The organism is Acinetobacter sp. CIP 53.82, assembly GCF_000369465.1.
Taxonomy (GTDB): domain Bacteria; phylum Pseudomonadota; class Gammaproteobacteria; order Pseudomonadales; family Moraxellaceae; genus Acinetobacter; species Acinetobacter indicus.
The window spans coordinates 1,030,611-1,050,189 of sequence record NZ_KB850046.1; the positions used below are offsets into that span (position 1 = coordinate 1,030,611).

Sequence of the window (19,579 nt, forward strand, 5' to 3'; positions counted from 1 at the left end):
TGATTAGGCGGGATAAGCAGAGCTGGTAGCATGATGCTGGGCATCAATTGCAGCCTGTACTTCAACGACATCATCAAACCAGTGTCGCACCCCATCAATTTCCTGATAATTTTCGTGACCTTTACCGGCAATCACCACGATATCGCCCGGCTGGGCCTGCTTCACCGCAAACTTGATCGCTTCACGACGATCACGGATTTCATGATAGCTGTGGCCGCTAAAATCAATGCCCTGCTGCATGTCAGCAAAAATCTGGTCAGGCGATTCAGTCCGTGGATTGTCCGAAGTGAGCAAGGCGATATCGGCCTGCTCTAGCGCGGCTTGGGTCATTAACGGACGTTTGCCGCGGTCACGATCGCCGCCACAGCCAAAGACAGCCCAGAGCTGCTGCGATACATGCCGTTTCAGGGTAATTAACACCTGTTTCAAGGCATCTGGTGTATGCGCATAATCGACCACAAACAGACGTTCGCCATCACGAATCACCTGCATCCGTCCCGGTGCACCTTGCAGCTGTGGCGCGCTGGCAATTAAATCCGACAAGTCAAATCCGGCCTGCTCAACGGCAATCAGACTGGCCACCAGATTTTCCACATTAAAATGGCCCAGTAACGGACTGTGTACACGATAACGCTGCTGGGCGCTGATCAGTTCAAACTGCGCACCAGCCAGACTGTATTCGATATTCTGCACCTGATAATCCGCCGCTTGCGTGGTGGAATAAGTCAGGATTTTTGGTTGTGCCGGATTCTGACGCGCGGCGGTCAGCATAACTTCAGCAAAGGCATCATCCAGGTTAATGACCGCCACTTTTAAGCTGGCAAAACGGAACAGCGCGGCTTTGGCTTCAGCATAGGCCTCCAGCGTACCATGATAATCCAGATGGTCACGGCTTAAGTTGCTGTACACGGCAATTTCAATGCTACAGCCATTTAAACGACCCTGTTCCAGTCCATGTGAGCTGGCTTCAATTGCCGCAAATTCAGCGCCTTGCTGGGCATAGCTGTGCAGGGCCTGCTGGAGCTGTAAGGCATCCAGCGTGGTATGCGAAGAGGCTTCCAGATTCGGTAAAATGCCATTACCGGTGGTGCCCATCACCGCACACGGTTTGCGCTGTAACATCAGCAGCTCTGCTATCAGACGGGCGATGGTGGTTTTACCATTGGTGCCGGTAACCGCCAGAATACGTGCAGCCTGCAGCGGTTGGGTCGCGTGCAGATACTGTTTTTGCCACTGCCCCATTAAGTGACGTACCTCCGGTACGATCAGCTGATTCGGCAGGCCCAAATCGCTTTCTGCAATAATGGCCAACGCGCCACGCGCCAACGCCGCTTCGGCAAACTGGACGGTTTTTTCAGGCTGCGAAAAACTGGTCAGGGCAATAAAAATTTGCCCTGCTGTAACTTTGCGGCTGTCTAAGCTGAAGCCGGCAAAGGGTTGTGACATCCATCCAGCAACATGCTCAACGGTGTAAAGATCTTGAAATGTAATGGACATTCATCACCTATTTACTGGATTTGTGCTGTATCTAAAGGTTTATCTAAAGGTACATTCATTAAACGTAAGGATTCCTGCATCACCCGTGCAAACACTGGCGCAGCGACCAGACCGCCATAGTATTGACCGGTCGGGTTTTCTACCACCACAAACATGGCCAGACGCGGGTCACTGACCGGTGCAATTCCGGCAAACAGGGCGCGGTATTCATTTTGCGAATAGCCTTTGCGGTCGGCACGCAATTTATGTGCGGTACCGGTTTTACCGGCAACACGATAACCCGGAATATTGGCCTGACGCGCCGTACCGCCCGGTAAAGTCACCGCTTCCATCATCAGCAGAACCTGCTCGGCAATTTTCGGGTCAAGAATCTGCTCGCCCTGCACTTCGCCTTCCAACTTATACAGACTCAGCGGCAGTTTTTTGCCCTGATTGGCAATCATGGCATAGGCATCGACCAGTTGCAGCACGGTCGCATTCAGACCATAACCATAGGACATGGTTGCCACTTCAGAGACATTCCACTTGCTTGGCGGTAAAATCAGGCCGGCACTTTCACCCGGGAATTTCACAGCCGAACGCTGGCCAAAGCCCAAGCGTTTATAGAAGGTGGGCAAGGTTGGATAGGGTAAAGACAGGGCAATTTTCGCCACGCCGACGTTAGACGATTTCTGGATAATGCCAGCCAGGGTCAAATTGCCATAATTGCGGGTATCACGGATGGTATGGTTACCAACACGCATCGAACCACCCCCTAAATTGACCACAGTATTGGCCGAATATTTACCACTTTCCAGCGCCATGGCCACGGTAAATGGCTTCATGGTCGAGCCCGGCTCAAAGGAATCGACTGCCCCGCGGTTACGCATGGCATCTTTGTTCTCCAGGCCCTTTTTGTCATTCGGGTTATACGATGGCCAGCTGGTCATGGCTAGAATTTCACCGGTTTTCACATCGACTGCAATGGCTGTGGCAGAACGGGCATTATTGGCCACGCCGGCAGCGGTCAGCTCACGATACATGATGTATTGCAGGCGCGAGTCGATACTTAAAGTGATATTTTCACCGTGCTCGACTTCTTTAATCACTTCCGGATCTTTAACTCGGTTACCACGTTTATCACGGATAATTTGCTGTTCGCCATCGACCCCAGCCAGACGGCTGTTCAGCTGCATTTCCAGACCTTCAATCCCGGTGCCTTCACTATTGGTCAGGCCAATAATCTGGGCATTCGGCTGTGGCTGCGGATAATAACGCTTATAGTTTTTCTCGGTATAGACACCCTGGAAGTTGCGCTTCAGGATCAGCTCCGCCTGCTGTGGCGGTACTTCTTTTTGCAGCACCAGATAACGCGAACGCGGACGCTCATGCATTTTCTGATGCAATTCCTGACGGTCCATGCCCACCGCATCGGCCAGTTCATCCAGATTCAGGTTTTTATTGGGCAGTTGACGCTTGAGTTTGCGGTTATTCGGGTCTTTGGCCAGCTCGGCCATGGTGTCGTCATACAGCTCTTTGGCCTCAAAATAATCACGCGGATCAATCACCACTTTCATGATGGGGGTACTAATCGCCAAAGGCACGCCATGCCGGTCGTAAATCACGCCGCGCATGGCTTTGAGTTTTTCAGTTCTTAGAATATTGGCATTGGCCTTATTCTGCAGAAAATCATGATTGATAATCTGCACATAAAAGGCCCGGCAGACCAGCGCCACAAAGACCAGCAGCACCGTTCCCCACATCAGGTAGAAGCGCCACATATCGACATTTAAACTGCTTTTTTGGGTAACAGACTGCTGTTTTTTACCTGTTTGCTTCTTACGCGAATTTACCATGTACAGCCAGCCCTATTGTTTCTGTTCTGAAGTCGTCGGCAATGAAATCACCACAGTTTGTGCGGTGGGTGGTGAATACATGCGTAACTGGGTTACGGCACGTGTCCCAATCTGGGCGGTGGCACCAAAGGTCTGCTGTTCAATCAGCAGACGGCCCCACTCGGCATTGAGATCATCGCGCTCACGCATAAAAGAACTGAGCTGACGATAATCATGTCGATATTCAAACACCTGAAAGACCACCATGAGCGCACTGATAAACACCAGGGCCAACAAAATCAAATAGACGACCATTTTTTTCAGTCGTGACTGTTCTGTATTGTTTTCAACTGCTTTGGTTTTCATTCTTCGCCTGTTCAAGCTAACTTTTCAGCCACACGCAGCCACGCACTGCGTGAACGCGGATTGGCTTTGACTTCCTCTTCACTCGCACGGATACGAGCAATCTTTTTTAAACGGCGGGTATCTTGTTGTACTTGCGGCAGCCCCCAACCGGTATCTTCTGCCAAGCTTGATTCTTTTTGAATAAACTGTTTAATCAAACGGTCCTCTAAAGAGTGGAAGCTAATGACCGCCAGACGGCCTTCAGGCTTCAGCACTTCCACGGCCTGAGGCAAGAAAATATCAATATCTTCTAATTCTTTATTAATAGCAATACGAATGGCCTGAAATGTTCGCGTTGCCGGATGTTTATGCTTTTCCCATTTTGGATGGGCGGTTTTTACAATTTCGGCCAGCTGGCCGGTGGTTTCAATCAAACCGGCATTTTTAATGGCTTTGGCAATACGGCGACTATAACGTTCTTCGCCATATTTAAAAATAATATTGGCCAGAGCTTCTTCTTCAATCTGTAGCAGCCACTCGGCCGCGGTTTCCCCTTGCGAGTTGTCCATACGCATATCCAGCGGGCCATCCTGCATAAAGCTAAAACCGCGTTCAGCCTGATCCAGCTGCGGAGACGATACGCCCAGGTCGGCCATCACCCCATCAACCTGTTCAATACCACGTGCGGCCAGTTCCTGCTTTAAATCGGCAAAGCTGGCATGAATAATTTTAAACCGCGGATCTTGCTGTTCCAGTTCTGCTGCAACCGCTAAGGCCTGTGGGTCTTTATCAAAGGCATATACACGCGCATGTTCATCTAATTTGGACAGCAATAAACGGGTATGCCCGCCGCGGCCAAAGGTGCCATCGACATAAATTCCTGTATTGCGTTCTGCCAGCAAGGCATCAACAGTTTCGTGGAGTAATACAGAAATATGCGACATAAGGATTCAATCAATACAGCCAAAATTTAACTGCACATTATTACCTTGTTTTGACAAAGCTCCAAACGACTTTTTGTACAGAAATATTACTTTTCATAGAGAAAACCGTTTTGTGATTTTGCCAAATATTCAAAAAGCCTCACAAGGAGGCTGTTTGAATTTATTTTTTAACCAGTCCGCAGATGATTAACGCTTGCTGCTATAAATCTGGTCGAAGATGGCGCCGTTCGCAAAGTGGGTTTGCTGCGCTTTGGCCCAGCCACCAAATACTTCATCAATGGTGAAGGTTTTCAGTTTCGGGAACTGATGCGCATACTTGGCCAGTACCTTTTCATTGCGTGGACGATAGAAATGTTTGGCTGCCATTTCCTGTCCCAGCGGTGAATATAAATAGTTGATATAACCGGTTGCCAGCCACTTGTTGCCATTGCGCTCTACGGTACGGTCAACAATTGCCACTGAAGGCTCGGTTAAAATCGACATCGATGGATAAACAATATCAAACTTGTCTTTACCCAGTGTTTTCAGGGTCACCAGCGCTTCGTTTTCCCAGGTCAGCAGTACATCGCCAATGCCGCGTTCTGCGAAAGTGGTCATTGAGGCACGTGCTGCAGAGTCCATCACTTTAACGTTGTGATACATCTTGCTGACAAAATCTTTGGCTTTGGCTTCATTGCCGCCCGGCTGTTTCAATGCATAGCCCCATGCAGACAGGTATACCCAACGTGGCAGACCACCGGTTTTCGGGTTTGGGGTAATAATCTGTACGCCCGGTTTGGTTAAATCGGTCCAGTCTTTGATGTGCTTTGGATTGCCCTTACGCACCATAAATACGATGGTTGAGGTATATGGTGCCGAGTTATGCGGGAACTCTTTTTGCCAGCCCGGCTGGATCTGGCCCGATCTGACGATTTCTTCAATATCGTTGGCCAGTGCCAGAGTTACCACATCACCTTTCAGGCCATCGACCACTGAACGCGCCTGTTTGCCTGAACCGCCATGGGACTGCTTGAAATTCACGCTTAAACCGGTGCGTTTTTTCCAGTAATCACCAAATGAGGCATTAAATTCATCATAGAATTCGCGTGTCGCATCATAAGACACGTTCAGAAATTGACGATCCGCTGCCTGGGCAGAATTGACCGTTGCCGCAAGGCCGGTTGCCAGCAAAGCCGCTGAAAATAAAGCTTTAATTTGAGATTTCATGACAGCACAAATAGGTTATCTACATTAATGCTAACTATATGAAATAAAATCATAAATCGCAATTCAGAAAAATTTTTACTTTCGTTTTAAGATGGGCAATTTTTTCTTTTAATCATTTGTTTTTCTTTTAAAAAGCAGCATAACCGATGGGCCAAAATCAGGTTATAGCTTTTTATGGAATAGATATTCAAAAATATGAATAAACCCGGCTTTCAAACGCTTAACGAGATGTCCTGATTTAAAGCAAGATTAAGATGAGATAGCCCGCGCTTGATCCATTCACCTAAATACCCAGTTACATATCAATAAAATGCGAAACTTGCATAATTATATATAAAAAAATATGATATAAGATAAGTTTTGTTGCTGATCTTCACTTTCTCTTCACAGTTATTTGCTAAAACATGTACTCAACAGCGAAATGTGAATAGAAGTAACCAGCAGCCTGACATTTTTTATATTTTTGTAAAAAGTGTGATGCAGTTCTTACTTTTTACATTTTATCTGTGGTTATATAGTAGCCACAACGTAAAAAAATTAAATCCAAAACCAGTTTGGGGGAGTATCAGGATGAAACAGTCAGTCTATGTACTGTGTTTAAGTTTAGGATTGGGCCTGATGGCGCAAACCAGCCATACGGCAGTAGTTAAAAATACCCATACTGCGGTGAAAATGACGCCAGCAAAACCTTCCCTCATTGAAAAAGCCCTGTTGCAGCAAAAAGAACAGTTAGGCACCACCAAAACAGACAAGCTGCAAGCCGATAATGACCTGAAAATGATGACGTCAATTAAAGCAGCGCCAACCCAGAATTTCTTTGCTTCACAAAACCAGCGTTTTAGCCGTTTTGTACAATCCTTCTTCAGCTCGAACCAGTCTTAATTGACCGGATTGAACTGAACCTGCGCGCGACTGACTCCCCCTCAAGCCGCGTGCTGTTGCAGCCTGATCATCGAATGCAGAATAAAGCATTAAGTGATCAGGCTTTTTCGTTATAATAGATTCCAATTTACATTCTGACTCATTACTGATTATGACTGTTCGTACCCGTATTGCTCCTTCTCCTACCGGTTTTCCGCATGTAGGCACTGCATATATTGCCTTGTTTAACCTGTGCTTTGCCAAACAGCATGGCGGCGAATTTATTTTGCGTATTGAAGATACCGACCAGCTGCGCTCGACCCCTGAATCTGAAAAAATGATTCTCGATTCTTTGCGCTGGTTAGGCCTGAACTGGTCAGAAGGTCCAGATGTGGGTGGCCCACATGCGCCATACCGTCAATCGGAGCGTATGGACATCTATAAACAGTATGCCCTGGAACTGGTTGAAAAAGGTCATGCCTTCTACTGCTTCGCGACTGCAGAAGAACTGGACCAGATGCGTGCTGAACAGCAAGCACGTGGCGAATCTCCACGTTATGACGGTCGCGGTTTACAGCTTTCTGCCGAAGAAGTTCAGCGTCGTCTGGAGGCAGGCGAACCACACGTAATCCGCATGAAAATTCCAACCGAAGGCATCTGTAAATTTAACGACATGCTACGCGGTGAAGTGGAAATTCCTTGGGCGCAAGTCGACATGCAGATTCTGCTAAAAACCGATGGCCTGCCAACCTATCATTTAGCCAACGTGGTCGATGACCATTTAATGCAAATCACCCATGTCATTCGTGGTGAAGAATGGATCCCATCAGCACCGAAACATCAGTTGCTGTATCAATACTTTGGCTGGGACATGCCGGTACTGTGCCACATGCCGCTGCTGCGTAACCCGGACAAATCCAAACTGTCAAAACGCAAGAACCCGACTTCAATCGACTACTATAAAGACATCGGTGTACTGCCAGAAGCCTTGCTGAACTATTTGGGCCGCATGGGCTGGTCAATGCCAGACGAGCGTGAAAAATTCACCCTGGCGGAAATGATTGAACACTTTGACATCAACCGTGTGTCTTTGGGCGGTCCAATCTTTGATGTGGAAAAACTGAACTGGCTCAACGGTCAGTGGATTAAAGCCCTTTCTCCGGCTGAACTGCTGGATACCTTGTTAGCCTGGAAAGCTGATCGTGCCAAACTGGAAGAAATTGCTGCCGCGATTCAGCCACGTATCAACTTATTATCTGAAGCCGTGAACTGGTCTGCGCACTACTTCAACCATTTCCCGACACTTTCAAAAGAACAGTTTGAAAATAAAAAACTGTCTGAAGAACAGGTTCGTCAAAGCTTGCAGTTTGCCATCTGGCGTCTGGAAAGTCTGTTCACCTGGAACAATGACACCGTGAGCCAGACCTTAATGGACCTGGCCGCACAAATGGAAATTAAACTGCGCGACTTTATGCCGGCATTCTTTATTGCCATTGCCGGTTCAACTGCCTCTACGCCAGTGATGCAGACCATGGTCACTATTGGTCCGGATTTAACTTTTGCCCGTCTGCGCCATGCGCTGGAAATTGTGGGCGGACCAAGCAAAAAAGAGCTAAAAGCTTGGGAAAAACTCAATGAAAGCTTAAAATTGCCGAAAAATGATGCAGTTGATGCAAGTTAATGCAGTTTTTTGTTGACGTGTGAGCATTATCTTCATAATATAGCGCTCACACAGACTGGGGCCATAGCTCAGTTGGTAGAGCGCTACAATGGCATTGTAGAGGTCAGCGGTTCGATCCCGCTTGGCTCCACCATGGTTTCATAATTGTGTTGCCTCAATAAGTCCCTATCGTCTAGAGGCCTAGGACATCGCCCTTTCACGGCGGTAACCGGGGTTCGAATCCCCGTAGGGACGCCATATTTAAGCTCACTTTTAAAGTGATCTGATAAAAAACCCAAGCATTATGACTTGGGTTTTTTATTGCCTGTTGTTTTATTTTGCTGTGCTTTTTTGCTTTCTGATGTATTCCGATTAAAATAAACCACAGATTAGAATTTTGGAGTTGTAATGCAATACCGTTGCCCGAAGTGTCAAAGCCCGAAAATCATGCCTGTTGCGCAAGCAGGCCAAGCAGCTCCACGTCCGGTGGTGCCAAAAAGCCTGGTATTTCTGATTCCAGCTATTTTTATTTTATTGCTGCTGGTGCTGATTAGTATTGCCATGTGGATTTTTGGTGATGGTGCGGGCACGACCCTGCAAACAGCAACCGTAATTGTCTTTGTGATCTGTTTAATTGCCGGCTTCATGTTCTATCGTGATTTGCCAGATTTTAAAATTTCAATGCAGGCTTTTATGCAAAACCAGAAGAAATGGAAATGCCGCGAATGCAACCATGAGTGGGAAATCTGATTTTTCTCATTGATTCAAACAAAGCTGCATCTGGCGTTGATCAGGATAGCTCCCAACGCCAGCCCATGATTATAAAAAGGTAAAAAATCATCTCCTTCAATGAAGTGCTAAAAGTATTGCACACTTCGATCGCTACACGCCTTCCTTCTATATCTATATAGCGCGACCCGGATAATACCCATCTCTTTATAGCTCTCTATTCAAACTACATAAAAAAACCAGCCCGAAGGCTGGTTTTTTATTTAGATGGGATTAACCACCAATTTTGCGATATTTCTGACGCTTGGTAATCAGGTCATCACCATCACGTTTACGACGGTATTCTTCGAACTCCGCATAGTTACCAGTGAAGAATTCAGGGGTTTCACCTTCGAATGACAAGATGTGCGTTGCAATACGGTCGAGGAACCAACGGTCATGCGAGATCACCATCACGGTACCCGGGAACACCAGAATTGCATCTTCAAGCGCACGTAAAGTTTCGATGTCCAGGTCGTTTGACGGTTCATCGAGCAGGATGACGTTAGCGCCCATTTGCAGGATTTTTGCCAGTTGTAAACGGTTACGCTCACCACCTGACAATTGACCAACACGTTTTTGCTGATCTTGGCCTTTAAAGTTAAAGCGACCAATATAAGCACGTGACGCAATTTCGTATTCACCAATACGTAAGATGTCTAAACCGCCAGACACTTCTTCCCACACGGTTTTGTTGTCATCTAGCGTGTCACGAATCTGACCCACGTAAGCGACTTTAACCGATTCACCCAGTGTTACCGTACCGGTATCTGGTTGCTCTTCACCGGTCATCATACGGAACAGTGTGGTTTTACCTGCACCGTTCTCACCCACAATACCGACAATTGCTGCAGGTGGTACAGTGAAGGTTAAATCTTTATACAGGGTACGATCACCAAATGACTTGCTGATGCCTTCAACCTCAACCACCTTGTTACCCAAACGTGGACCAGGTGGAATGTAGATTTCAGAAGTTTCGTTACGCTGCTGGAATTCGCGTGAGTTCAGCTCTTCAAAACGCTCCATACGCGCTTTGTTTTTCTTTTGCTGACCTTTAGCATTTGAACGAACCCATTCAAGTTCTTTTTTCAATGCCTTCGCAAAAGATTCTTCCTGCTTCTGCTCTTGCTCTAAACGCGCGTTCTTTTGCTCTAACCAAGACGAATAGTTGCCTTGATATGGAATACCATGTCCGCGGTCAAGCTCCAGAATCCACTCGGCAACGTTATCAAGGAAGTAACGGTCGTGCGTAATCGCCACGATGGTGCCCGGGAAGTCTTTTAAGAAACGTTCTAACCAGGCTACAGATGAAGCATCTAAATGGTTCGTCGGTTCGTCCAGTAGCAGCATGTCTGGTTTAGACAATAGCAAACGGCACAGTGCCACACGACGGCGCTCACCACCAGACAGTTTGGTGACATCGGCATCCCATGCTGGCAGGTTTAATGCCGCTGCGGCTTGCTCCAGCTGGTTATTCAGGTTGTGCGCATCCCAAGTCTGAATAATGGCTTCCAGCTTTTCCTGCTCTTTTGCAAGCGCATCAAAGTCTGCATCTTCAGCTGCATATTCAGCGAATACTTCGTCCAGACGCGCCAATGCATCAAGCGCTTCACGTACGCCATCTTCCACGTTACCACGAACGTCTTTGGTTGGATCGAGCGGTGGTTCTTGCTCAAGGTAGCCGATTTTAATTCCTGGCTGTGCACGTGCTTCACCAGAGAAATCTTTATCTACGCCCGCCATAATACGAAGCAAGGTCGATTTACCTGCACCGTTTAGACCAAGCACACCAATTTTTGCGCCTGGGAAAAATGATAAAGAGATGTCTTTTAAGATTTCGCGCTTCGGCGGAACCATCTTCGACACTCGGTTCATCGTATAAATATATTGGGCCACGTAGGACTCCTCAATAGAAAAACCAATTTCGGGGGCAAAACCGCCACCCCTACTCAAATGAGCGAAAAAATAATCGGCTATTATACCTGAAAGCCAGAAAAAGATAAGGGATCGGCCTCATCTTCCACGCTTTGTTACAACTCTTTAAAGTGCCCAAAATTCAGGCATACATTGCAGCCTTATCCGCCGTTGAAATTTTAAAATGAGGGCGTCTTTATGAAATTTAAAGATAATTATTGCAGATATTTCCCTCTTTATTTCATAAATAGACCTGCTACACTTGATCAAAATATAACTCACGCAAGATGAACGAAAAATGACGTATAAAGCTGAAACTTTGGCCATTCATGCTGGCTACACCCCTGAACCGACCACCAAAGCCGTGGCAGTACCGATTTACCAGACCACCTCTTATGCCTTTGACAATACCCAGCACGGTGCCGATCTGTTCGATTTAAAAGTACAAGGCAATATTTATACCCGTATCATGAACCCGACCACGGCAGTGCTGGAGCAACGTGTGGCAGCGCTCGAAGGCGGGATTGGTGCGCTGGCACTGGCCTCGGGGATGGCTGCAATTACCTATACCATTCAGACCCTGGCCGAAGCCGGCGATAATATTGCATCAGTTTCAACCCTGTATGGCGGTACCTACAACCTGTTCGCACATACGTTGCCCAAACAGGGCGTCGAAGTCCGTTTCTTTGATTATCAGAACCCGGAAGCCTTACGCGAACTAATTGATGACAAAACCAAACTGGTTTTTGTGGAATCCATTGGTAATCCGCTCGGCAATATTATTGATTTAGAAGCCATCTCCCAAATTGCGCATGAATATGGCATTCCGGTGGTGGTGGATAACACGGTGGCCACACCGGTGCTGCAAAAATCCTTTGATTTTGGTGCCGATATTGTGGTGCATTCACTGACCAAATATATTGGCGGCCATGGCACTTCGATTGGTGGAATTATTGTCGATAGCGGTAAATTCCCGTGGGGTAAATATCCTGAACGTTTTAAATCTCTAAATACCCCTGACCCAAGCTATCACGGGGTGAATTATGTCGAAGCCTTGGGCGAAGCGGCCTTTATTGCCCGCGCCCGCGTGGTGCCGCTACGCAATACTGGTGCAGCGATTAGCCCACATAATGTTTTCCTGATTCTACAAGGACTGGAAACCTTAAGCCTGCGCATGGAACGTCATACCGAAAATGCCCAAAAAGTGGCGGAATATTTGCAGCAGCACCCTAAAGTGAAATGGGTCAATTACGCCGGCTTAAAAGATCATCCACAACATGCGCTGGCGCAAAAATATGTTAAAGGCAAACCCTCTGCGATTCTGTCTTTTGGTGTGCAAGATGGCCGTGAAGGCGGTACCCGTTTTATTGATGCGCTGCAACTGTTTACCCGTTTAGTCAATATTGGCGATGCCAAGAGTCTGGCCTGCCACCCGGCTACCACCACCCATCGACAATTAAATGATGAAGAACTGAAAGCAGCGGGTGTAAGTGAAGATATGGTACGCCTGTCAATTGGCATTGAACATATTGATGATTTGATTGCTGATCTGGAGCAGGCGCTGGCTAGCGTTTAATTATTGCAATTTCACGACAAACGGTCTGCTTTTGCGCTGCAATGGCAGACTTTTGCTTTTTAAACATAGAAACAAGGACTTGCTTTGTCGAAAAATTTTAAGCAGAATTTACCAAGCAACCAAAACACCCCATTAGAGCAATTACTCTAAAATAACTTTCAATTTCAAGCACTTATTTTATAGCTTTTTTTTAAACTTCGGTTATTATAATGCCCATCATAACAGCCCGAACCAATGAGATTGGGCGCAAAAATTCAAATAACAAAGACCATTGAGTCTGATCTTTTAATCAAGCAGGGATACGAGTGTGAAGGCAAAACTAGAGAAACTTTTCAAGAAAAAAGTAAATGGAAAAACCGTACTGATTACCGGTGCATCCAGTGGTATCGGACTGACCACCGCTTATCGTCTGGCAGAAGCGGGAGCGCATGTGCTGCTGGTGGCACGTACCCAGGAAACCCTGGAGCAGGTCAAAGCAGAGATTGAAGCCAAAGGCGGCAAAGCATCTATTTTCCCGTGTGATTTAAATGATTGGGAAGCCATTGACCAGACTTCAAAAGATATTTTAGCGTCTGTCGATCATATTGATATTTTAGTTAACAATGCCGGACGTTCAATCCGTCGTGCCGTGCATGAATCTTTAGACCGTTTCCACGATTTTGAACGCACCATGCAGCTGAATTATTTTGGTGCAGTGCGTCTGGTGATGAATATTCTGCCACAAATGATGGTACGTCGTAGCGGCCAGATTATTAACATCAGCTCGATTGGCGTATTGGCCAATGCGACCCGTTTCTCGGCTTATGTTGCCTCTAAAGCCGCATTGGATGCTTTTAGCCGCTGTCTATCGGCCGAAGTACATTCACACAATATTGCAATTACCTCCATTTATATGCCGCTGGTGCGCACTCCAATGATCGCACCGACCAAGATGTATAAATATGTCCCTACCCTTTCACCAGAACAGGCTGCCGATTTAATCTGCTATGCCATTGTTAAACGTCCGAAAAAAATTGCCACGCATTTAGGCCGTTTGGCTTCAATTACTTATGCGATTGCACCGGATATTAATAACAAGCTGATGTCGATTGGTTATAACCTGTTCCCAAGTTCATCGGCTTCGGTGGGTCAGCCACAAAAGCTGAACTGGGTACAAAAAGCGTATGCCCGTTTGTTCCCGGGTGAACACTGGTAAAACAATCCTTTTAAAGACCTGTCTAATGACAGGTCTTTTTATGTTATAAAACCCCTCATTTTGAACAGTTAAAGTAAGACTATGCGGACCTTTTCCCTTATTCTGCAATATGGGTGTTTTGCCTTTGCCCTGTTTCTGGGCTATCAGGTGGCGATGGCGCTATATCATCAGGATTATGAGCTGATGGAATTGATTGCCGATGTGGGCACGATTCTGATCTGTATTGATTTAGGTGTGTTTTTATTTTCCAGTAAAGCTGCCAATAAGCTGAGTTTGCAGGAATATGCCAAACAGCTGGAACAGCCGCCTACGCCACTGGTGAGTTTTACCCGCAAGCTGGGGCATTTGGGCATTATGCTGATTTTATGTAGCTGGATTGTGCCGATGGTCAATTAAATAGGGCAATAAAAAAACCTCCCAATTGGGAGGTTTTTTTAAGAGCTAAAGATTACTTCGAACCTTTAATCCCGGCTTGCAATAACAATGCACCCAAACCACCAATCTTATTGTCTTGTGGTTTTGCCGCTTGTGGCTTTTTGCCCTGCGGACGATCACCCTGCGGACGCGCCTGTTGCGGACGTTTACCCTGCGGCTTACGTTCAGTACGCTGTTCGTTTTGGTCACGGCGTGGCTGACGTGGTGCTTTCGCTGCTGCAGCACCTTCCGGACGCATCGACAGGTTCACACGGTTACGCTCAACATCTACCGTTAAAACACGTACTTGGACAATTTGACCCGGTTTCACCACTTTATGCGGATCAGACACGAATTCATTGGCCAGTTCAGAAATATGGACTAAACCGTCCTGATGCACACCGACATCCACAAAGGCACCGAAGTTGGTGACATTGGTGACCACACCTTCTAGCTGCATGCCTTCAGACAATTGTGATACTTCAGTAATATCATCACGGAATTTAGCGGTACGGAATTCCGGACGCGGGTCACGGCCCGGCTTTTCAAGTTCGCTCAGCACGTCCTGAATGGTTGGTAAACCAAACTGGTCATCCACAAACTCTTCTGCATTGACCTGACGGATAATTTCAGTATTGCCAATAATATCTTTGACTGTGGTCGCTTTGGCTTCGACAATTTTAGACACCAGCGCATACGACTCCGGGTGCACCGCAGAGGCATCTAAAGGCTCAGAACCATTTTGAATACGCAAGAAACCTGCCGCCTGTTCAAAAGTACGCTCACCTAAACGTGGCACTTTTTTCAGGGCCTGACGATTATCAAAACGGCCATTTTCCTTACGGAAGTCCACGATTTGCTGGGCAATTGATTTGTTCAGACCAGCGATATAACCCAGAATTGCTGCAGATGCCGTATTCACATCCACACCCACCGAGTTCACACAGTCTTCCACCACCGCTTCCAGGGTTTTGGCCAAACCAGTCTGGTTCACATCGTGTTGATACTGACCCACACCAATTGATTTCGGATCAATTTTCACCAGCTCTGCCAATGGATCTTGTAAACGACGGGCAATGGATACTGCACCGCGAATCGACACATCCAGTTCTGGAAGTTCTTGTGAAGCCAGTTCAGAAGCTGAATAAACCGAAGCACCGGCTTCAGACACTGATACACGGGTCAGTTTCAGGTCGCTGTTCGCGGCCATCATTTCAGCCACTAACGCTTCAGTTTCACGGCTTGCGGTACCGTTACCAATCGCGATTAAATCGACGTTAAATTCACGGCAAAGACGCGCCAGTTCCGTTAATGAACCGGCTTTATCATCTTTTGGTGCAAATGGATAAATAGTGCTGTGCGCCAATACATCGCCTGATTCATTCACTACCGCCAGTTTCACACCAGTACGGATGCCCGGGTCAACGCCCAGCGTCGTACGTGCGCCAGCAGGTGCAGACAGCAGCAGATGACGGAGATTTTCAGCAAACACCTGCATTGCTTCTGCTTCAGCCGCCAGACGTTTTTCAGTCAGTAAGGAATGCTCAATGGTCGGGCGAACTTTACCCAGCCAGAACAGTTTTGCGGTCTGCTTTAAATAGTCCTGACGCGCTTGTGGCTGCACGGCATCTAAATTGTATTCGGTTTCAATACGTGCCAGTGGTGCTTCATCTTCACCATCAACTTTTAAGCCCAGCACGTTTTCCTGACGGCCGCGCAGCATGGCCAGCAAACGGTGCGATGGTACTTTGTTCAGGCTTTCAGAGAAATCGAAGTAATCACGGAATTTTTTACCAACTTCTTTTTTCTCATCACTGGCCACCAGACTTTTCAGCACGGCGGTTTTGGCGAAGGTTGCTTTCAGTTCTGTGGTGAGTGCAATATTTTGCGCCCAGTCATCAATTAAAATGTGCTGAATGGCATCGAGCTGGCTTTCCAGGTCTGGATAATCTTCATGGCTAAAGCCGGCAAGCGCTTCTACTGGATCAATCGCTTCTGCAAAGATTTTCTCTGCGATTGGACCCAAGCCGGCTTCTTTGGCTTTAAAAGATTTGCTGGTACGTTTTGGACGGTACGGCGCGTAAATTTCTTCTAAGGCATTTTTAGTTTCAGCCGCATTCACACGTGCCAATAAATCATCAGATAATTTATTTTGTTCTTTTAGTGATTCAATCACTTTTTCACGGCGTTCAAACAAATCACGCAAATACGCTAAACGTGTATCGAGCTGGCGAAGTTGCGTATCGTCTAAGCCCTGCGTTACTTCTTTACGGTAACGTGCAATAAAAGGAACACTGGCACCTTCATCAATGAGTTTGATGGCAGCTTCTACCTGATTTGGACGTACGGCAAGTTCTTTTGCCAACTGCTGAACTAAGTCAGTCATCGTGTTTGATCCCACAAGGATAAGTACTAAATGGCATGATTATAAAGACCAGGCCCATAAAATCCACAATTGTTTTATGAAATTTACAGATGGCGATTCTTGCCAATTCGCAGATATTTCACATTTTTGTGGTAAATTCATCATTTCAGGGCCTTTTCTTCCCCAAATTGTGGGATTTATCTTCTATCATAGATGTATATATTTGGTATCTATGTCTTGATTTTAACTGCAATATTTGTTGCTTTAGAGCATAGTCAAGGCATACAGATGAATCGTATACTCAAAGTCAGTGAAAGCTTTGCATACGACCACAATAAAGAATAAAGGAGCACATCATGAGTTTAGTTGTACCTGCTGAAAATACAGATGCCGTACATACCGAAACTGACCGCGTTGAACGCATTCTCGTTGTCGATGATGATGTGCGTTTGCGTACGCTGTTACAGCGTTTTCTGGAAGATAAAGGTTTCGTGGTCAAAACTGCCCATGATGCTACGCAAATGGATCGCCTGTTACAACGCGAGCTGTTTTCCCTGATCGTGCTCGATTTCATGCTGCCGGTTGAAGATGGCCTGAGCATTTGCCGCCGTTTACGCCAGTCCAGTATTGATACGCCAATTATCATGCTGACCGCACGCGGCAGCGACTCAGACCGTATTGCCGGCCTTGAAGCAGGTGCCGATGACTATCTGCCAAAACCGTTTAACCCGAATGAACTGTTAGCGCGTATTCGTGCCGTATTACGCCGTCAGGTACGTGAAGTCCCAGGCGCACCAAGCCAGCAGATGGAAGTGGTCAGCTTTGGACCGTGGGCGCTGGATCTTTCGACCCGCACCCTGACCCGTGAAGGTCAAGTCGTGACTTTAACTACAGGTGAGTTCGCAGTGTTAAAAGCGCTGGTACAACATCCTCGTGAACCGCTCACCCGCGACAAGCTGATGAATCTGGCGCGTGGCCGTGAATGGGGTGCAATGGAACGTTCGATTGATGTGCAAGTGTCTCGCTTACGCCGCCTGATTGAAGAAAACCCGGCACGTGCGCGTTATATTCAAACGGTATGGGGTGTGGGTTATGTCTTTGTTCCAGATGGTGCGGAATAAAGCTCACTCATCGAATCTATGACGGAGTCTTACGGTCTATTCCCCACTGATGGGATACAACCTGCGGTTCGCCTTACTTTTGTTTCGGCAAAAGTAAGCAAAACCATTGTCATCCGCAAAACTCGGCAAATTCCGTCATTTCAACCAATATTTCGCAGAAACATAAGTAATTTACTTGAGTCCTGCCTCAAACAGTTGCGGATGACCTAACGCGTATCCAATTTTGGGGGAGAACTTTCCCTTTTTAAAAAGGACTCATTGTGAAACTCGACCCCATCGATCCACAAGACTTTACCGACTTTGAAACCTATTCAGAACGCAAACGCACGCCGTGGGAACGCTTTCTTGATAAAATCAAACCGCGCTCGGCTGCCATGCGGACCACCGTGCTGGTGTTGTTTGTGGTGATTTTCAGTCTGTTTATGTCACTATGGTTCTTTTGGCGTACCCTGTATCTGCCGGAAATCCAGCAACATGCCCGTTATCTGGCAGTTGAACTGGAAATTCTAAACAATCCGGAATTACGGATTTTCCATAATGATGCCGAAGTCGATGTGGATGCCTGGCTAAAAAACCGGGTCGGGATTGAATACATTACCGATCCCAAGGAATATCCGAATGTCCGTGACAAGGTTATTGCCGAATTCTTTACCCGACAAATCGAGAAAAAACTGGCCAATGAACTCAAAGCCGATGATGTAACCGTGTATTTCCAGTTCAAGCCCAGCCCACGTATCTGGATTCAAACGCCGGAAATGAACGGCCACTGGGTTCGTGAACCATTAAAAACCTATGCCAACTACAGCCCGGAACTGGTGTTTGGCTGGCTGCTCGGCATTCCACTGCTGTCTGCGATTATTATTCTGACCTTGGTGCGTCAGCTGAACCGGCCATTACGCCGTTTGCAGGAAGCGGCCAACACCTATAGTCAAACCGGCAAAGCGCCTTATTTAGAAACCAACCACGGCCCACTGGAAATCCGTCAGGTGAATCAGGCTTTTAACCAGATGATTTTTACCCTGGAACAGACCGAGCGTGACCGCCGGATTATGCTGGCCGGAATTTCGCATGACCTGCGCACGCCTCTGACCCGGATTCGCCTGAGTGCAGAAATGATGCCGGATGAAGACTTTTTAAAAGAAGGCCTGATTTACGATGTCGAAGATATGGACGCCATTTTGGACCAGTTCATTTCCTATATGCGTGATGGCTCGGATGAAGAACTGCAAGATACCGATTTAAATGCCTTGTTACAGGAACTGGTGATCCAGTTTAAACCGCTGGACATTCGCTTTAGCCCGGAAGAATTACCGATTTTGCAGGCACGCAGCCTGTCGCTGAAACGTTTAATTGGCAACCTGATTAACAATGCCAAACGTTATGGCACCGAACCGATTGAGCTGTCTGCCAAGGTGCAGGAACAGTTTATCTGCATTAGTGTGGCCGATCATGGTGAAGGTATTCCTGAAGATCAGATTGAATCTTTAATGCAGCCTTTTGTGCGTGGGAATGCCGCACGTACCGTCCAAGGTAGCGGTTTAGGTCTGGCCATTGTGAAACGGATTGTCGATATTCACCAAGGCGAGCTGATTATTCGCAATCGCGAGCACGGTGGACTGGAAGTCATCATCTCTTTACCGCTGCCCGAACAGCCAGATGATGAAAAAAACAACAGCAGCACCCTAGAAAAAATTAAGCAAAGTATTACAGAACATTTCTAAATCATGCTTAAACATTGATCAATCAGTTCTTGGTGAAGATTTGGCTTTTAATTTTTATTATTGAATTTTCAATAAGATAAAAAGCATCAAATATATTTATACCTGCATTTTTTGAAAAAATTAGACCTTAGCCTAACAGGTATGCAAAATGGCTTTTTTGATGGGTACAATCGCCATC

General features: G+C 46.8%; 14 protein-coding genes, 2 tRNA genes and 1 pseudogene. 10 read left to right on the forward strand and 7 right to left on the reverse strand.

Annotated elements, in window-relative coordinates; genetic code table 11:
- Nucleotides 1-3: 3 nt before the first annotated feature.
- From F905_RS10500 to F905_RS10520, 5 genes and pseudogenes are all read right to left on the reverse strand, one after another.
- Nucleotides 4-1,497 carry a UDP-N-acetylmuramoyl-L-alanyl-D-glutamate--2,6-diaminopimelate ligase gene (locus tag F905_RS10500; RefSeq protein WP_005180534.1) on the reverse strand — a complete coding sequence of 498 codons (1,494 nt, stop codon included), beginning with the start codon at nucleotides 1,495-1,497 and terminating at the stop codon, nucleotides 4-6.
- Between the two features lie 3 nt (nucleotides 1,498-1,500).
- Nucleotides 1,501-3,332 (reverse strand): annotated as a pseudogene (gene ftsI / locus F905_RS10505) (penicillin-binding protein PBP3).
- 12 nt (nucleotides 3,333-3,344) lie between these two features.
- Nucleotides 3,345-3,677, reverse strand: a complete 333-nt coding sequence (gene ftsL / locus F905_RS10510) for a cell division protein FtsL (RefSeq protein WP_005180539.1) — start codon at nucleotides 3,675-3,677, stop codon at nucleotides 3,345-3,347.
- An 11-nt stretch (nucleotides 3,678-3,688) separates the two neighbouring features.
- Nucleotides 3,689-4,600, reverse strand: coding sequence for a 16S rRNA (cytosine(1402)-N(4))-methyltransferase RsmH (rsmH, locus tag F905_RS10515; RefSeq protein WP_005180541.1), 912 nt, complete (start codon nucleotides 4,598-4,600; stop codon nucleotides 3,689-3,691).
- 186 nt (nucleotides 4,601-4,786) lie between these two features.
- Nucleotides 4,787-5,806: a sulfate ABC transporter substrate-binding protein gene (locus F905_RS10520; protein ID WP_005180543.1), complete on the reverse strand. Its 1,020-nt coding sequence runs from the start codon at nucleotides 5,804-5,806 to the stop codon at nucleotides 4,787-4,789.
- A gap of 570 nt (nucleotides 5,807-6,376) precedes the next feature.
- Here F905_RS10520 and F905_RS10525 point away from each other — a divergent pair.
- From F905_RS10525 to F905_RS10545, 5 genes are all read left to right on the forward strand, one after another.
- Nucleotides 6,377-6,688, forward strand: a complete 312-nt coding sequence (locus F905_RS10525) for a hypothetical protein (RefSeq protein WP_005180544.1) — start codon at nucleotides 6,377-6,379, stop codon at nucleotides 6,686-6,688.
- A 151-nt stretch (nucleotides 6,689-6,839) separates the two neighbouring features.
- Nucleotides 6,840-8,348: a glutamate--tRNA ligase gene (gene gltX / locus F905_RS10530; protein WP_005180546.1), complete on the forward strand. Its 1,509-nt coding sequence runs from the start codon at nucleotides 6,840-6,842 to the stop codon at nucleotides 8,346-8,348.
- A 57-nt stretch (nucleotides 8,349-8,405) separates the two neighbouring features.
- Nucleotides 8,406-8,481 (forward strand) — tRNA-Ala (locus F905_RS10535).
- Nucleotides 8,482-8,509: 28 nt separating this feature from the next.
- A tRNA-Glu gene (locus F905_RS10540) sits at nucleotides 8,510-8,585 on the forward strand.
- Between the two features lie 150 nt (nucleotides 8,586-8,735).
- Nucleotides 8,736-9,077 (forward strand): hypothetical protein, encoded by a 342-nt coding sequence (locus F905_RS10545; protein ID WP_005180548.1) that lies wholly within the window; start codon nucleotides 8,736-8,738, stop codon nucleotides 9,075-9,077.
- A 252-nt stretch (nucleotides 9,078-9,329) separates the two neighbouring features.
- Here the strand turns inward: F905_RS10545 and ettA are convergent, their stop codons facing one another.
- The gene (gene ettA / locus F905_RS10550; protein WP_005180550.1) at nucleotides 9,330-10,991 is read right to left on the reverse strand and encodes an energy-dependent translational throttle protein EttA; all 1,662 of its coding nucleotides are present in this window, start codon (nucleotides 10,989-10,991) and stop codon (nucleotides 9,330-9,332) included.
- A 316-nt stretch (nucleotides 10,992-11,307) separates the two neighbouring features.
- On the opposite strand from ettA, the gene F905_RS10555 reads away from it, so the two are divergent.
- From F905_RS10555 to F905_RS10565, 3 genes are all read left to right on the forward strand, one after another.
- Nucleotides 11,308-12,585 carry an O-acetylhomoserine aminocarboxypropyltransferase/cysteine synthase family protein gene (locus F905_RS10555; protein ID WP_005180552.1) on the forward strand — a complete coding sequence of 426 codons (1,278 nt, stop codon included), beginning with the start codon at nucleotides 11,308-11,310 and terminating at the stop codon, nucleotides 12,583-12,585.
- A gap of 307 nt (nucleotides 12,586-12,892) precedes the next feature.
- Nucleotides 12,893-13,780, forward strand: coding sequence for an SDR family NAD(P)-dependent oxidoreductase (locus tag F905_RS10560; RefSeq protein ID WP_005180554.1), 888 nt, complete (start codon nucleotides 12,893-12,895; stop codon nucleotides 13,778-13,780).
- A gap of 81 nt (nucleotides 13,781-13,861) precedes the next feature.
- The gene (locus tag F905_RS10565) at nucleotides 13,862-14,176 is read left to right on the forward strand and encodes a hypothetical protein (protein WP_005180556.1); all 315 of its coding nucleotides are present in this window, start codon (nucleotides 13,862-13,864) and stop codon (nucleotides 14,174-14,176) included.
- Between the two features lie 52 nt (nucleotides 14,177-14,228).
- Here F905_RS10565 and F905_RS10570 read toward each other — a convergent pair whose 3' ends face one another.
- Complete coding sequence (locus F905_RS10570; protein ID WP_005180559.1) at nucleotides 14,229-16,580, reverse strand: Tex family protein; 2,352 nt, start codon at nucleotides 16,578-16,580, stop codon at nucleotides 14,229-14,231.
- Nucleotides 16,581-16,915: 335 nt separating this feature from the next.
- Between F905_RS10570 and ompR the strand changes: the two genes are divergently transcribed.
- Nucleotides 16,916-17,680 (forward strand): osmolarity response regulator transcription factor OmpR, encoded by a 765-nt coding sequence (ompR, locus tag F905_RS10575; protein ID WP_005180561.1) that lies wholly within the window; start codon nucleotides 16,916-16,918, stop codon nucleotides 17,678-17,680.
- 260 nt (nucleotides 17,681-17,940) lie between these two features.
- The gene (locus F905_RS10580) at nucleotides 17,941-19,401 is read left to right on the forward strand and encodes an ATP-binding protein (RefSeq protein ID WP_005180564.1); all 1,461 of its coding nucleotides are present in this window, start codon (nucleotides 17,941-17,943) and stop codon (nucleotides 19,399-19,401) included.
- The last annotated feature ends 178 nt before the right edge of the window (nucleotides 19,402-19,579 follow it).

Coding starts and splice junctions, on each gene's coding strand:
- F905_RS10500 (WP_005180534.1), bottom strand. CDS start 1,497: ATGTCCATTACATTTCAAGATCTTTACACCGTTGAGCATGTTGCTGGA.
- ftsL (WP_005180539.1), bottom strand. CDS start 3,677: ATGAAAACCAAAGCAGTTGAAAACAATACAGAACAGTCACGACTGAAA.
- rsmH (WP_005180541.1), bottom strand. CDS start 4,600: ATGTCGCATATTTCTGTATTACTCCACGAAACTGTTGATGCCTTGCTG.
- F905_RS10520 (WP_005180543.1), bottom strand. CDS start 5,806: ATGAAATCTCAAATTAAAGCTTTATTTTCAGCGGCTTTGCTGGCAACC.
- F905_RS10525 (WP_005180544.1), top strand. CDS start 6,377: ATGAAACAGTCAGTCTATGTACTGTGTTTAAGTTTAGGATTGGGCCTG.
- gltX (WP_005180546.1), top strand. CDS start 6,840: ATGACTGTTCGTACCCGTATTGCTCCTTCTCCTACCGGTTTTCCGCAT.
- F905_RS10545 (WP_005180548.1), top strand. CDS start 8,736: ATGCAATACCGTTGCCCGAAGTGTCAAAGCCCGAAAATCATGCCTGTT.
- F905_RS10555 (WP_005180552.1), top strand. CDS start 11,308: ATGACGTATAAAGCTGAAACTTTGGCCATTCATGCTGGCTACACCCCT.
- F905_RS10565 (WP_005180556.1), top strand. CDS start 13,862: ATGCGGACCTTTTCCCTTATTCTGCAATATGGGTGTTTTGCCTTTGCC.
- F905_RS10570 (WP_005180559.1), bottom strand. CDS start 16,580: ATGACTGACTTAGTTCAGCAGTTGGCAAAAGAACTTGCCGTACGTCCA.
- ompR (WP_005180561.1), top strand. CDS start 16,916: ATGAGTTTAGTTGTACCTGCTGAAAATACAGATGCCGTACATACCGAA.